Annotated in this window: 16 protein-coding genes; 12 read left to right on the top strand and 4 right to left on the bottom strand. The window is 46.4% G+C overall.

The window, feature by feature from the left end:
* Positions 1–270: enoyl-CoA hydratase/isomerase family protein (locus tag WC647_19715; GenBank protein MFA6224532.1), on the bottom strand; the 270-nt coding region annotated here is incomplete at its 3' end.
* A gap of 226 nt (positions 271–496) precedes the next feature.
* Positions 497–649: a hypothetical protein gene (locus tag WC647_19710; protein MFA6224531.1), complete on the bottom strand. Its 153-nt coding sequence runs from the start codon at positions 647–649 to the stop codon at positions 497–499.
* A gap of 388 nt (positions 650–1,037) precedes the next feature.
* On the opposite strand from WC647_19710, the gene WC647_19705 reads away from it, so the two are divergent.
* The 12 genes from WC647_19705 (at position 1,038) to WC647_19650 (ending at position 13,269) form a co-directional block, all read left to right on the top strand.
* Complete coding sequence (locus WC647_19705; GenBank protein ID MFA6224530.1) at positions 1,038–1,751, top strand: TetR/AcrR family transcriptional regulator; 714 nt, start codon at positions 1,038–1,040, stop codon at positions 1,749–1,751.
* A gap of 272 nt (positions 1,752–2,023) precedes the next feature.
* Complete coding sequence (locus WC647_19700; GenBank protein MFA6224529.1) at positions 2,024–3,286, top strand: ABC transporter substrate-binding protein; 1,263 nt, start codon at positions 2,024–2,026, stop codon at positions 3,284–3,286.
* Positions 3,268–4,230 carry a branched-chain amino acid ABC transporter permease gene (locus tag WC647_19695; protein ID MFA6224528.1) on the top strand — a complete coding sequence of 321 codons (963 nt, stop codon included), beginning with the start codon at positions 3,268–3,270 and terminating at the stop codon, positions 4,228–4,230. The genes WC647_19700 and WC647_19695 overlap by 19 nt, the downstream gene beginning before the upstream one ends.
* Before the next feature lie 319 nt (positions 4,231–4,549).
* Positions 4,550–5,584: a branched-chain amino acid ABC transporter permease gene (locus WC647_19690; protein MFA6224527.1), complete on the top strand. Its 1,035-nt coding sequence runs from the start codon at positions 4,550–4,552 to the stop codon at positions 5,582–5,584.
* A 4-nt stretch (positions 5,585–5,588) separates the two neighbouring features.
* Complete coding sequence (locus WC647_19685; GenBank protein ID MFA6224526.1) at positions 5,589–6,341, top strand: ABC transporter ATP-binding protein; 753 nt, start codon at positions 5,589–5,591, stop codon at positions 6,339–6,341.
* A gap of 4 nt (positions 6,342–6,345) precedes the next feature.
* On the top strand, positions 6,346–7,098 hold the full coding sequence (locus tag WC647_19680; protein MFA6224525.1) for an ATP-binding cassette domain-containing protein: 753 nt from the start codon (positions 6,346–6,348) through the stop codon (positions 7,096–7,098).
* 4 nt (positions 7,099–7,102) lie between these two features.
* Complete coding sequence (locus tag WC647_19675; GenBank protein MFA6224524.1) at positions 7,103–8,755, top strand: AMP-binding protein; 1,653 nt, start codon at positions 7,103–7,105, stop codon at positions 8,753–8,755.
* Positions 8,756–9,089: 334 nt separating this feature from the next.
* Entirely contained in the window at positions 9,090–9,857 is a 768-nt protein-coding gene (locus WC647_19670) for a 3-hydroxyacyl-CoA dehydrogenase (protein ID MFA6224523.1), read from the top strand.
* A gap of 75 nt (positions 9,858–9,932) precedes the next feature.
* Positions 9,933–11,078 (top strand): acyl-CoA dehydrogenase family protein, encoded by a 1,146-nt coding sequence (locus tag WC647_19665; protein MFA6224522.1) that lies wholly within the window; start codon positions 9,933–9,935, stop codon positions 11,076–11,078.
* Between the two features lie 73 nt (positions 11,079–11,151).
* Complete coding sequence (locus WC647_19660; GenBank protein MFA6224521.1) at positions 11,152–12,327, top strand: thiolase family protein; 1,176 nt, start codon at positions 11,152–11,154, stop codon at positions 12,325–12,327.
* Positions 12,324–12,818 carry a zinc ribbon domain-containing protein gene (locus WC647_19655; protein MFA6224520.1) on the top strand — a complete coding sequence of 165 codons (495 nt, stop codon included), beginning with the start codon at positions 12,324–12,326 and terminating at the stop codon, positions 12,816–12,818. The genes WC647_19660 and WC647_19655 overlap by 4 nt, the downstream gene beginning before the upstream one ends.
* A gap of 118 nt (positions 12,819–12,936) precedes the next feature.
* The gene (locus WC647_19650; GenBank protein ID MFA6224519.1) at positions 12,937–13,269 is read left to right on the top strand and encodes a C-GCAxxG-C-C family protein; all 333 of its coding nucleotides are present in this window, start codon (positions 12,937–12,939) and stop codon (positions 13,267–13,269) included.
* 168 nt (positions 13,270–13,437) lie between these two features.
* Here WC647_19650 and WC647_19645 read toward each other — a convergent pair whose 3' ends face one another.
* Both WC647_19645 and WC647_19640 read right to left on the bottom strand, forming a co-directional pair.
* Positions 13,438–13,938: a cytochrome P460 family protein gene (locus tag WC647_19645; protein ID MFA6224518.1), complete on the bottom strand. Its 501-nt coding sequence runs from the start codon at positions 13,936–13,938 to the stop codon at positions 13,438–13,440.
* Between the two features lie 106 nt (positions 13,939–14,044).
* Complete coding sequence (locus WC647_19640; GenBank protein ID MFA6224517.1) at positions 14,045–14,653, bottom strand: hypothetical protein; 609 nt, start codon at positions 14,651–14,653, stop codon at positions 14,045–14,047.
* Positions 14,654–14,825: the final 172 nt, after the last annotated feature.

Genomic DNA, 14,825 nt, shown 5'->3' with positions numbered 1-14,825 from the left:
TAAAGGTTTTTCCATGCTGTGGACCCAGTTGCGAAGCTCCGTGGGCGATTTGCCAAACATCTCTTTGACATCGATCCCGGCGCTGAAACCCTTCCCGGCCCCCTTGATTAGGATTGCCCGGACCTCGGGGTCGTTGTCCAGATTCAGTAAAGCGTCATCTAGTTCATGGGCCATTCGGCTGCTAAATGTGTTTAGTTGATCGGGCCGGTTTAGTGTTATGGACCCTACATAGCTCTCTGACTTCTCGACTAGGACGGTTTGGTAAGTCACTAAAATATCCTCCGTGTTTTGTTGAAGCGCAGGCTTGGCCTTGGCTCCCTACATTGGATTTTCAAGTCTGACTGTCGAAATAGATTCAACAAGCCATTGAGAATGGCTAGATCACCATACTGCAAAATAAAGACCTAAACCAAAATTTATTTGAAAAATTGACAATCCACATGTAGAGCGACAGCCCTTCGGTCGAGGCGTAAAGGAGCTTTCCTCGTTTTCTCTTTCAAATGTTATATTGTTTGACCCAGTTTGATCCGTGGACCTGCTTGGTCCTATAGGTGACTGGGCTTCCAATTACGTTACGGAGATTCACGTCCAGGATAAGTTCACTGCCGAACCCCGAGGTTGAGCCGGCAACCGCTTCCATTATTTCCATGTGACCCCCTGGAACGCGTGATTGAGAAAAACCTCTCATACCCACTTACAGAATGCAAATCGAGCCCTTTCGATGTGTGAAGGGGGTTGTTCCCGATTTTCATGCTGGCCGGCGCCGCCATAACAGTTTTTTCCTATTGGTCGCAGCACAGAAATATCTTCAACAGAGAGAATATCTCATGTTGTCGGTATATCCTTCCTATTTCTCTTTCTTAGCGCTCTTTCCGATTTGATCAATTTAGATCAACCCGTAACCGTTATACCGCTTTCCTTTTTTCAAACAAACGTTGAAAAAATTTTCTTGACAACTGAATTAGATTCATTAGACTGATGATAGTTTAGTTAAGAGAATACAGTTATCATAATAAACACCATTCGGAGATCCCAATATGGGGCTAGAAGAGAGAAAAGAGCGTGAGCGCTTAATCCAAAGAAAACGTCGCAGGAAGCAGATTATTAGCGCTGCAAAAAAAGTCTTTTCGGACAAGGGTTTTTCCGGAGCCACCATGGAAGATATAGCTAGGGAAGCCGAACTCGCTAGCGGGACCCTTTACCTTTATTTCAACAGCAAAGATGAACTTTACGCCACTATAAATGTGGAGTTACAGAAGTTCATGCAGCAACAGATACAGACACTTGCGGATAACAGCGCGTTGGCGGCGCCGGAAAAAGTCAAAGCACTCAGTGACGTTTTGTACCAAGTTTACGAGTTTGATCCTTTGATGATGAGAAATGTCTTGCATCTTCAAGCAAGCGAGACTCTTCAGAATCTATCTGCAGAGACGATCCAGATGATAAACGGCATTCTTTCCCAAACTTTATCGCCTCTATCGAGCATAATTGCAGCAGGAATTCGGGAAGGCTCTTTTGAAAATCATAAGTCAGTGGCCTTGGTTGACATTGTCTGGGCTATGTTCAGCGGGCTCGTGCTGTGGGAAGAGAGTAAGAAAATGTTCGATCCACGAAAAGACCATCTAAGGTCTACTCTTAATCTAGCTATGGAAATCTTTTGCAGAGGTATTTCGTCTGAGGCCACCAATGATACGAATAATGGCTCTGCGTATGATGTCGACAATGACAACCGAATAAATGCGAAATCATAGGCATTGTAACAGTCGTTATGAATCAAATATTGCCGGTGGGCTTAATTCGAGTGATTTCCCATGGCACGAGGCGCAGATAGTTGCAATGTTCATGGGTGCTCAGACCTAGAAGGTCACAAAAGACATGGTCGAAATAGTTGGATGTGACTTAGCCTATCGATAAACCGCTAGGCGCAGGCACTGGGACGATTCACATCAGACCCAATAGGAGTTACGGATTCACGTGTCAGATATGAGTTTGCTGCAAGGCATTAATATCAAAGGAGGCTGTGATGAAAATCAGACGATTCTTGGGTATCTGCTGGATCTTGCTGCTTTGGATTTGCGTTGTTCCGGCCTACGCCGGGGGCGATCCCATTATTCTTGGACTTCCGACTTCTCTAGGGTACCTGGAGGGATATGAGTCCAGGAATGCGGCCGAACTGGCAATTGAAGAGATCAACGCAAAAGGGGGAGTAAAGGTTGGCAATGAGATGCGACCTTTCAATCTTGTTACTGCCGACACCAGAGATTCGGAACCCGGCATTCCGGTCAGTGAAGCCTTGATGGCTTATGAGAAACTGATTCTGCAACATAAACCCCATGCGATTGTAGCTGGTTTTTTTTCCTCCGAAGCTCTCTTAGCCAGCATGGACATTACATCCAAACACAAGTTGCCATACCTTGCCACTATTCCCATGAGCCCAAAATTGCAGGAGAAAATTTTAGAAAATTATGATGCCTACAAATACTGTTTTCGACTCTGTTACGATGCTCCATCATTTGCCAAGAGTTATTTGGGCGCATTAAAGCTTATTAATCAGGACTTCGGCCTGAATAAAGCTTTTTTCGTCATTGAGGAGGCTCTATGGGCTAAGGCGATTGCAGGCAAAACGGCTGAATGGCTGAAATCTCAAAATTGGACAGTCACCGGTGATCAAACTTTCCCAAAAAGCACTACGGACTTCGCCAGTACACTTCTTAAGATCAAGAATTCACAGACCCAAGTCATTGTATTTATTTCCAGCATGCCCTCAGTGGTAACTTTTGCCGATCAATGGCGTACGATGAAAGTCCCGGCGGTAGTTACAGGACTGTTACCCGCTCTTTGCGGAGAGGATATATGGAAAATTCACAACGGGAAGGTCAAGGGGATTGTGAATCTGGTAGAGGCCGGTTGCATGCCACTTAAAGTTATTCCAGAGTCAGAAACGTTTTATGCCGCTTACAAGCAGAAGTTCAAAAAACCACCGGAAGCATCTCACGGTACAGGCGCAACCTATGACGCAGTCTATGTGTTAAAGGAAGCCATAGAGCGTGCTGGGACCCTTGATGCCGACAAAGTTGTCGCGGAACTTGAAAAAACTGACAGGAAGGGTTCTATCGGTCGAGTCAGGTTCGCAAAGGATCACCAGGTGGTTTTTGGAACAAATCCAGCAGAGAATGCTTTGGCCATTGTCTTTCAATGGCAAGATCCAGGAGTACGTGTCGCTGTTTTCCCACCCGTGGCAGCGACCGGGAAAATTCAGCTTCCCGAATGGATGAAAAAGAAATAGGGCGATTGAAGACCCGTGACACCGTCAATCGATGTCGTAATCTGCTGATACACGGAGCTACAAAGGAACAGACCATGATGGGAATGTTTATTTACGGCATGGTAAACAGTTGTATGTTGGTGCTGATGGCCCTTGGATTCAGCCTAACATTTGGTATCAGCGGGATTGCCAATTTTGCTTACGGAGCTATTTACGTTACTGGCGCCTACCTATGTTGGCACTTTGTCAATTCATTCGGACTTTGGTACCCCTTATCAATTGTAATGTCCGTTTTGATTACCGGAATAGTCGGTGTCTGCGTGTACAGGTTTGTGTTGTATAGGGTAAGGGGTATTCCACTGTCCGAAATCGTCGTTACTTTCGGACTCGGGACTGGCTTATTAGAACTATATCGAAGCCTCGGCCTGAGTGGCCATAGCTACAAACTTCCGGTTTTTGTAGATGGCAGTGTGGAAATTTTTGAGGTTTACATAGACTTTCAGCGCTTAATAATCTTGTGTCTAGGAATCATCTTGCTCCTCTTATTATGGATATTTACACATCACACCAAACTCGGTCTAGCTTTTAGGGGCATAGCACAAGACGAGGAAACCGCTCTTGCGTTTGGCATTGAGCCTGAACGAACTGCCATGGCTAGTTTCTACATCGGCTCGTCCCTAGCGGCTCTTGCCGCAATCGCCATAGTGCCACTTTCATTGCTTTCGGTTGAGGATGGAAGCAATGTTCTGATCCTAGTGCTTGCTGTAGGCATCGTTGGGGGTCTTGAAAGTACGTTGGGTATTATTGTGGCAAGTCTGATATTTGGTTTTTTACAAATGATCTTCTCAACATATTTTTCTCCACTTTATAGTCTGGTTGTGACGCTTGTATCAATCGTCTTGATATTAGCCGTTAAGCCGTCAGGTCTTTTTGGCAGCTCCAAGGAACTTGAAGAAAGGGTCTAATTCATCAGCCGTCTGCAACAGTAATTGTTAGCGACAAAACCAGTCCCCAATGTGGGTTTAGGACACAGGGTAAAGATAGCTTAAGAAACGCTAATTCTAAAAGAATACGGTTTTTTCTCGACGACTTGTTCAAGTAGACCGAATGGCCACCTTTTCAAATAGTAGAAAGCGAGGTGGACGACAGACTTCCGCCTCATGAACGCAAGACATTTTCGCCAAAAATAAGCTGGGCAATGAGTTCAGCGTAAAACAAGCTCGTGAATAGGTCGATGACCTAGGCATAGGGCATTTTTCAAGAGTTATTGAAAAAGAGGATGTTATGATTTGGAAATTCAAGGAAAGTTCTGAATCATCAAAACGCCGTAAAGAAAGACTCGATCGATGTATAAAAGCAAGATCGGATACCATTTATTCCCTTACTTCGTATAAAGAGGCATTGTATTTGGTGCTCCCACGAGCACTACTTGTCTTTGGAATACTTCTTCTTCCTTTGGTTCTGGATGAGTACTGGAATAAAGTGCTTGTCATCACCTGTGTGATTGCCATTCTCGCCATGAGTTGGGATTTTATAGCATCCGCTGGGATGTTTTCGCTGGGGCAAAGTTTATTTTTTGGGATGGGAGGGTATTCCGCAGGCGTATTAAACCATTATTTCGGACTGCCGCCCTATGTAACTATCCCGGTTGCAACTCTGGTTGGGGGACTCCTCTCTAGTTTTTTGCTCTTTCCTGTCTTGAGATTGCGAGGAGTTTACTTTGCTATGGTCACATTTGTTTTACCCCTCATACTCCGTGCGCTCATTGAGGCCACAGGGATTTTTCAGGGAATGGAGGGATTAAGTGGATTGTCACCTTTGCCAAACGCATGGGTGGCCACATATCTGATAATTGCCGGATTGTTCCTGTGTTTTTTCGGGTTCCGAAGACTGATGGATACAGACTACGGCCTCATCTTGAGTGCGATATTGGACAATGACCAAGCTGTCATGGCAGGCGGTATTAACATCTATTGGTACAAAACACAGGCTCTTTTTATTGGATCCGCTGCCGCTGCGTTTGCCGGCGCATTCATGACTCATTACTACAGATTTGTTGGGATGTCGGCATTTGCTATGGACAATTCGGTTCTTCCGGTTGCGGCTTCTGTTCTTGGTGGGCCTGGCGGTTTTGCTGGAGCGCTCTTGGGATCTTTCATCCTGGTGCCCCTGTGCGAGAGTTTGAGGGCTTTTGGCTCATGGAGAATCGTTTTTTATAGTTTCTTGATGGTCATATTTGTTGTCTCCCTACCGGAAGGTATTTTTCACTATTTGGCTCGAAAGTACCACCAGTATGAGAGATGGGTGGAGACGGAGTAAAACAATGCGGTCTGAGTGTATTCTTGAGGTAAATAAGCTTTCCAAGAGATTTGGTGGAGTAGTCGCACTGCATGATATCAGCTTCCGTCTTAACAAGTCGGAATTTATCGGAGTTATCGGGCCCAATGGTTCTGGTAAGAGTACCTTGGTCAATTTGATTACCGGGTTTGTAAAACCTTCTTCAGGATCGATTGTATTCCAAGGAGAAGACATAACCGGCAAGAGGCCTTATGTGATATCCAATCGCGGCATCGCTAGGACCTTCCAGATGGCAAAGGCTTTTGACCACCTGCCCGCTTTTAAGAATGTAATAATTCCACTTTGTTCTAACAGAGTTAAGAAATTCAGGGGTGGTCAATATGGCGAAAGAGACGACATTGCCATCGATCTCCTTGAAGAAGTCGGTTTTGAACGTGACTCATCAGTACCTTACAAAATGACTAAAAGCCTGCCTCACGGATACCTAAAACGACTCGAACTGGCTCGATGCCTCGCCTTGCGTGCGGATCTTGTAGTATTAGATGAGTTATTCTCCGGCATGAGCATGTCTGAAGTAGCCGCCACGCTTCCGATCATCGAAAAACTCAAGGCTTCCCAAAAAACCATCATCATGATCGAACATCGATTAAGGGAGTTATTTCGGGTTGTTGATCGAGTAATAGTGTTAAATTTCGGGGTTCTGATCGCGGATGGTAAACCCGCGGAAGTAATGAAAAACGAGGCCGTCAAATCAGCTTACTTGGGGTCAGAGGAGTGATCGGATGGGAGTTCAACTCGAAGTAAAGAATCTCATGGTTTTCTACGAGAACGCCCTAGCTCTAAATGATTTCAACATGGAGGTCCGAGATAAAGAGTTTGTTGGAGTTCTAGGATCAAACAGCGCAGGGAAATCCACGTTGATGAACACAATAGCCGGCCTGATGGAAGACAAAAGGGTTAAAGAAAAGCGTAAAGGTGGCGTAAGGATTACTATTCAGGGTGAAATTCAATTTGAAGGAGAAAATATAATAAAACTCCGTCCACGGGAACGGGTAAAAAGAGGGATTGTGTTAAGCCGCGAAAGACATCCTGTTTTTAGAGACAGCGACGCCGAAGAGAACCTCAAGATAGCGGGCTACCTACAGAAAAATTCGGAAATCAAGAAAACGATCGATACCGTATACGACATCTTTCCTCTCCTGGCAAAACTGAAAAAGAGGAAAGCTGGATTTTTCAGTGGTGGAGAGCAACAAATGCTCATAGTTGGCATGACACTCATGGCAAGACCACGTCTATTGCTTTTGGACGAGCCGTTGCTGGGTCTGGCCCCTGTGATTCAATCCAGCCTGGTTTCCACAATACGGGATATCAACCGTCGAGATATCACTGTCGTAATTACTGAACAATTTGCCAGACCAATTTTACCGCATATTCATCGTGGATACATCTTGGAACATGGCATGCTTGCTCTTGCTGGTAGTGGGAGTGAATTATCTAATAATTCGGAAGTCCGATCAGCATATTTTGGAGTGTAAAAGGATGTCTAGGTTGGGACAGAACAAAACCTTCAACACTGTTTACGGCCGCTTTGAAGAAACAGCAAGGAACCACGGTTCCAGGCCAGCCATTGCTTATCTTGGAACAGTTTGGACCTATAGCATGATTCATGAGTTGATTGAGCGTTTTGCGGCCTCTTTGTACAATATGGGGCTGAGGAAAGGCGATACCGCTGTTTTATATCTTGCGAATACCCCGCAGTGGTTAATTTCCTGGTTTGGTATGTTACGCATAGGCGTGGCTCCTGTTCCTATTAGTCCTATATACACCCCTATAGACCTAATTTACCTTGTTAACGATTCTGGCGCAGAGACCATTGTTTGTCTGGACACTAATTTCGGCTACGTGGAGGAGATATCTGAGCAAACAAAATTGAAAAGGATAATTGTGACCAACCTCGTGGATCTGCTTCCTATGTGGAAGAGACTCTTGGGAAGGGCGTTCAACACGGTCCCAGAGGGTAGATACACTCTTGCCGGATCGAATTTTTCCTTCAAGAAGCTCATCCAGCGCTCTTCTTCATTACCTCCCTATGAGAATTTCGCAGTTAATGGTGAGGACATGGTGGAAATGCTCTATACGGGCGGAACCACGGGATACCCAAAAGGTGTGCCCTTTTCAAACCAAAATCTTCTCAGTAGCTGCCTGATGCAGAGATCCATGAGTGAAACTGTAATACCACTTGGTGAAGACATATTAATCTCGGGAGCCCCATTATTTCATGCGCTTGGCCAAGTCCTCGCCATCGGTGGAATTTTGACAGGTGACACCTGCGTACTATTACCGAGAGTTCAGCTAGATGGCATGTTGGACCATATTCAGATGTATAGAGCCACATCCCTCTTTGGGGTACCCCAGCTCTACAGAATGATACTGGAACATAAACGATCAGAGCGCTACGACATAAGTTCGTTGAAATACTGTTTCTGCGCAGGTGACGTTCTAGCTTCTGAAATAGAGAAGAAGTGGAGACAAAGAAGTGGTGTAAAAATTTCACAAGGATACGGGGCCACTGAAACGTGCGCTGGGGTAGCATTAACTCCTGCGAATGAAGAAGCTCCCGAAGGGAGTTGTGGGAAATTACTGCCAGGTAAAAAAATTAAATTGGTCGATCCAATTTCTTTGGAGCCGGCGCCATTGGATGCAGGTGGGGAGTTGCTTGTAGCCTCTGAATATATGGTTACCAGCTATTGGAACAAACCTGACGAAACCGAGCGATGCTTTGTGAACCTTGACGGACAGCTATGGTACCGAACAAAGGACATGGTTAGAATTGACGAGAACAACTGGGTTTATTTCATGGACAGGTCCGTCGACATGATCAAGCACAAGGGTTACAGGATAGCCGCGTCGGAAATCGAAGCGGCGTTACAGACAAACCCCGTCGTACTAGCCTCTTGCGTGGTTGGTATTCCAGATAAAAAGGTCGGAGAGAGAATCAAAGCGTTTGTCGTTTTGAAGGATGATGTCAAAGGGATTACCGGATATGACCTGACAAAGTGGTGTCGCAACAGACTCGCTCCATACAAAATACCAGAGTATATCGAGTTCAGAGATATGTTGCCGAAATCCAAAGTGGGTAAGGTTCTACGTAGGGAACTCAAAGACGAAGAGCAACGACGGGTTGAGACATAAGATAAAATCTTGCGGGTCCACATGGGAACCCATGCCGTGGATTCTCCACTTGGCATTACGTGAAGTGTAATTTAGATCTAATAGAGTTTCGTTTTTGAACAAGCAACATCGCTGCATGGCGGTAGGTCTGAACGAACGTATGGCGGCCTTGCGGCTCTCGTAGTGAAGGGCCCTTGTCATGTGGGCTTTACAGAGTCAGTGAGAGGCGATGTCTCGGATCATGGGCCTTTGATCGTCATAGAAGGTTCCTAAGTGGCATCTCTCTTTTTCATTGTAGCGAAACTAAGCTTGTCATCTTCCAGGGCTGTTGCCCTGGCATCAGGAGGAAAGAACCATGGAAATAGCTGGGCACGTGGCCGTGGTCACAGGAGGAGCGTCGGGTCTCGGAGAAGCTTGTGTCCGAGCTTTGGTCAAAGAAGGAGCAAATGTAGCAGTTTTGGATTTGGATGAGGATAGGGGTAAAGCGATTTCTTCAGAACTTGAACCAAGCGTCATTTTTTGTAAGACGAACGTGTCAAATGAACAGTCTGTGAGAGACGCCGTTGAAAAAGTAGTGTCATCCTTCGGCGCTATACATATAGCAATTAATTGCGCCGGAATTGGTGTCGCCGAGAAAATACTCAGCAAAAAAGGACTCATGCCTTTGGACCATTTTACTCGAGTATTAGATATCAACTTGATTGGCACTTTTAACGTGATGAGATTTGTGGCGGAAAAAATGGTTCAAAATTCTCCCAGCGAGGACAACGAGAGAGGGGTAATCATTAATACGGCCTCCATAGCGGCGTTTGAAGGTCAAATCGGTCAAACAGCGTATAGCGCCTCTAAGGCGGCGGTAGCCGGAATGACTCTTCCTGCGGCTCGTGAATTTGCTGAATTCGGAGTTCGTGTCTTGACCATCGTTCCTGGCATTTTTGAAACTCCAATGGCAGGTGGTTTGCCGGAAAAAGTCAAGGAATCACTGACATCTATGATCCCCTTCCCGCGGCGTTTCGGTAAACCGGATGAATTTTCTATGCTGGCTAAACATATTATCGAGAACCCTTATCTGAATGGCACGAACATCAGATTGGACGCGTCCGTACGAATGGCGGGCAAGTAAACTAATATGAGCAGGGGTGACAGTGCTAACAGGTCACAAATAATAATTTCTGCTCACTTTGAGGAGAACAAATAAATGGATCTTGATTTGACCGATGAACACAAGATGATACGTGACACCGCACGCGAATTTGCCAGGGAAGTCATAGCTCCTCGTGCCGAACATATGGAACGAACGGGGGAATACCCGTACGACATTATAGATCAAATGGCGAAATTAGGGATGATGGGCATCCCGTTTCCTGAAGAATACGGTGGTAGTGGTGGTGATTGGGTAGGAACTTCTATTTGCATCGAGGAGATCGCGCGAGGAGATGTCACCCTAGGTGGTCTTTTGGATATCACTACGTCTGTTGTGGGGCAGGAGATCTTTGTCTTTGGTACGGATGAACAGAAAAAGACCTGGTTGACGCCTATCGCTGAGGGAAAAGTGATTGGGGCCTTCGGTCTGACTGAGCCAGATTCAGGGTCAGACGCCGCTGCTCTGAGAACCACAGCAACTCTAATAGGTGACGAGTGGGTAATAAATGGGACCAAACAGTTTATTACTAATATAGGGTTTGATAACTCATCTGTTCTTTTAGTAGCAGCGAAAACCGGCAGGAATCAAAATGGAGACACCATATCTACATTCATAGTTCCAAAAGATTCCCCGGGATTCAAACTAGGTAAAAAGTATCGGAAACTGGCATGGAACTCATCTCCTACCCATGAAGTAATACTAGACAATTGCATAATCCCCAGGGACAACCTTTTGGGTGACCCTACCCGTGGATTTGCTCAACACTTGGCCGTTCTCCAGACAGGTAGAATAGGGGTAGCAGCGGCAGCGGTCGGCCTAGCCCAAGCATGTCTGGACGCTGCCTTAAGCTACGCAAAAGACCGTGTACAGTTTGGCCAGCCCATTTTTAAACATCAAGCTATACAGTTCAAGCTTGCCGACATGGCGGTTAACATCGAATTGGGCAGAAATCAGTATGTAAGGGCTGCTTGGCTAAAAGACCAAGGACGTGAACACTCTTTTGAGGCGTGTTCAGCCAAGTTGTTCGCTTCGGAAATGCTTGAGAAGGTGGCGAGCGACGCACTGCACATACACGGTGGGTACGGTTTTATGGAGGAATACGCTGTGTCCCGTTACTACAAGAGTTGTAAACTGTTACAAATCGTAGAAGGCACTTCAGAAGTTCAGAGAATGTTGATCGGACGTATGTTAACTAACTAGCTCTACGAGCCAGATCAAGTTCATTGGATCATTTCACCTTGGTTTACATTTGTAAATGTGGAGGTATCCGGAGATGGACCGTAATGTTTGCGTGGTCGCGGGTGGTATGTCAAAGTGGGGAGTCAGAAACGGCAACCAGAGAGATTTTTTTCAGGAAGCCGGTAAAGCCTGTTACGACGACAACCCCGCTCTTAATCCAAAAGACATAGATGGTTTATTAGTAGCTTCGGCTTATACAGAACGTACGTCATACCAGACTCATCTCGCTCCAATGGTTGCAGAATACCTGGGCATCAAGCCCAAAAACATTTGCGCTCGCGTTGAACTCTTATGCGCCAGTGGTAGTTCCGCCATAATCTTGGCTTTTGCTCTAATCAAGGCCGGTCAAGCCGATGTCGTAATGGTGGCAGGCGGAGAGAAACTCCATACGCCACAAAGGTGGGAGGTTTTCTATAGCGAACTAGCTTCAGTAGATCATGACTGGGACGGTCCCCAAGGATTGGGCCTTCCCCCGCCTGTTTTTGCCATGGTGGCAAAACTTCACATGAAGCAATATGGCACGAAGAAGGAGCATTTGGCCCAAGTTTCGGTGAAAAATAGGCGAAATTCAGCCTTGAATCCAAAAGCCCAGTTCCAAACGCCGGTTACGATGGAAGAAGTAGTCAACGCTAAAATGATTGTGCCACCCTTGAGCCTGTATGATTGTTGTCCCATTACGGATGGGGCTGCGTGTATAGTCCTTGCATGTGAGGACAGGGCAAGGCTTCTGACCAACAAACCGTTGGTCTACTTGAGAGGGGCAGGACAAGCCGCTGTCCACAGCATGTCCGCGAACATGCCAAATTGGACGACGTGGGAATCTCTAAAAATCGCAGCGGGTCAAGCGTACAAAAAAGCAAGAGTGGAGCCAAAAGACGTGAATGTTGCACAGACCCACGATTGTTTCACGATTTCAGAGATCATAGAGATGGAAGATCTGGGATTCTGCAAGAAAGGCGAAGGTGGCGAATTCATCGCTGCTGGAGAAAATGACTTCGGAGGACAAGTTCCAACTAACACCGATGGGGGACTCTTGGGATGTGGCCACCCATTTGGTGGAACTGGTATCAGGCAGGGAATAGAGGTGACGAAACAGCTCCGCGGCGATGCTATTCAACAGGTCCCCGACGCTTCTATAGGACTGACCCACAATCTCAGTGGGTTCATCGCCGGCAATACGGTAGTAATATACGGAAAGGAGGCTTCATGAGTGTTCCAGGGATTTCAACGCTTGACGGAAAGTATATGATCACTATGGATTTGTTCCCACAACAATCCAAAGAGTTTAACCAGATATACGAGTTTTATGAATTTCTAAAATCAGGCCGCTTTACCACCAGAAGATGCAAAGCATGTGGTTTCGAACCATTTCCTCCAAGAGTCATTTGCCCAGAATGCTACAGCAGCGACATGGAATGGATAGATTGGCCTTCGGTTGGCACTGTGATTGAATTAACGGAAGAAGCTGTAGGGGTTCCGCTCGGCTTTGGATCACCGCCTCTGATCCATGCTCTAGTGAACTTACAGGACAAAAAAACTCTTTTTGTTCGAGTAATTAATTGCAAGCAGGGACAGTTGAAAGCTGGTGATCAAGTGAAGTTGGCGGTTTTTCAGGTTGATCCTGTACCTCAAGAATTTGGTCGGGACGTGGTGTTGATGGAAAGGGTATTTTATGCTTTTGAGCCTGTAACTCAAGTCTAGGCTAGCTATCGCTTCCTGGGTTAAATGTATATTCGGTCATCAGGGCTCTTCCCGTGTCAGTTCAACTGAATGGTTGAGCCCTGCGCCGGATGTGTTCTTTAATTTAATTGAGATAGACTTGTATAAGCGCAAAGAGCCTGAAAAAAAGGCGAAGAAGCTTTTCTGTTCAGGTTTTCATTGCGTGGACAGTGTATTGCGGGCCGTCGCCGAGCACACTGAAATTCATTCTCCACTTATCCCCAAAATAGCAACAGGTTTTTACGGAGGGGTACCACGCGCCAGAGGACTGTGCGGCGCTGTTAGTGGCCACTGGGAACCACAAAAACACATCTCCATGCGCCATTATCATATTGTGCTCGACTTCAAATGGCTAAAAGCCAAGTCACGGTCCATTGAGAGAACTTTATTGATACTGGTTATTTACGCAGAGGCAAAGATCCTGGATCTCTAACTTGGCAAGTGTTACATATTTCCTGAGCAGCCAAGAAAATTTACGCCAGACGGTGACAAGACAAAGGTTCTGGAGAGAGGTTGGAGATGGAAAAGCTCATTTAATTACGCTGAACCACAGGTTGAGACGACGCTGCTCCCGACATCCAAACACGATGTTCTGTCACGATCATTTTGACCGCAGTGGCGGATACCCCTGTATGAAGACTCGATCGCTCTTCTCTGCCGCTACATGGCAGATCTTACAGTCCGCTTCGTAACTCTTGGCTACGTTCGTCTTCGGATCGTCCGCCTGGAACAGCGCCCAGCCCCAACCCTCTGCCCAGAGCGGATTTTCGGCAAACCGGCCCTTCGCGTCCTTGACCATCACAAACCAGCGCATCGGAGCTGCCCCCCATACTACTGGATGGCCAGTGACAGGTTCCCCAGACTCCAGTTTGAGAATCTCCTTTACCAGCGTCGCTCCGTCGGGGAATTTCCCGGTTTTCCGGAATTGCTCCACAGTTTTTCGTTCTGTATACACGTTATGAAGCCCTTTCGACGATCGATCGTCCACTACCGCCCACGATCCCAGATGAACGAACCTGGTCCGGAAATCCTTGGGCAGGCTGATGTGCCCCATGGCGTCAACATAAGACGAGAAGCCCCCTGCTCCGCTGGGCGTTACCATTGAAGTTTGCGCCGAGGATTGCGCCGATAAGCAAGGCTGCTGACGTGACGCCAACGATCGAAACTCGTTTCATGGAGATACCTCCTTTCATTTGTAGGAGATAAATTTATTTGGCTGTAGTTGAGTTGTCTATAATTTGTCGATCATCTATTGTTGTCAACTCTTCTTCACGGTTCCGTCTGACGTGCCGGGAATAGACACTGGTAAAGATAATGCCCATGGCTACAATCAAATATTCCGACGTCCTGAAAGGCCATTCGCTCAGGTTAGGGTAGTTGAGACGAACAACATTGATCATAGTATTTGCCAAAAAAACAAATGACCATGCCGATGTGGTTACAATGCAACTTCGGATAAACGAAGAAGAATTCCACAATTCTCTCGGAACGTGTTCTCTTGCGTAATTTTCTGTAAACGGCCGTCCCAGGAGCATTGAAAGTTGAGTGGCCAGAAAGAGAGTTCCAGAGGCTAGGACACCAAGATGATGGATGACCCACATGTTTTTGAGCCAGACAACAGTGACCAGCGCAAAAGAAAAGAATACATAGCCGGCCCACAGGATTGCTCCCTTGTGAAGTTTGGTGATGGCCATGATAATGACCAACGCTGCTGCCACGAAAAGCGCAATATGGAGCCGAAGGATAGAAGGGCCTGAGATGAACCAAAACGCGAGCCACGGAGCAAAAGCCAAAATAAGTTTACCGATTTCCATCATAGTCTTGTCCCTCCGCATCAAGCATTAGCTCGGTGCATTATTTACCTAGGAGCCCGTCGGTCTGGGAATTAAAATCATCCAAAATTTCCGACCGGTTTTTTTATCAAGCTGCTTGAAGGGCCCGGTTCGTATCAGCAGAAAACTGAACAGGTCCAAGCGCCAACGTAAAAAA

The organism is Desulfomonilaceae bacterium, assembly GCA_041662605.1.
GTDB lineage: Bacteria > Desulfobacterota > Desulfomonilia > Desulfomonilales > Desulfomonilaceae > CAJBEZ01.
This window is presented reverse-complemented; position numbering and strand designations above follow the sequence as displayed.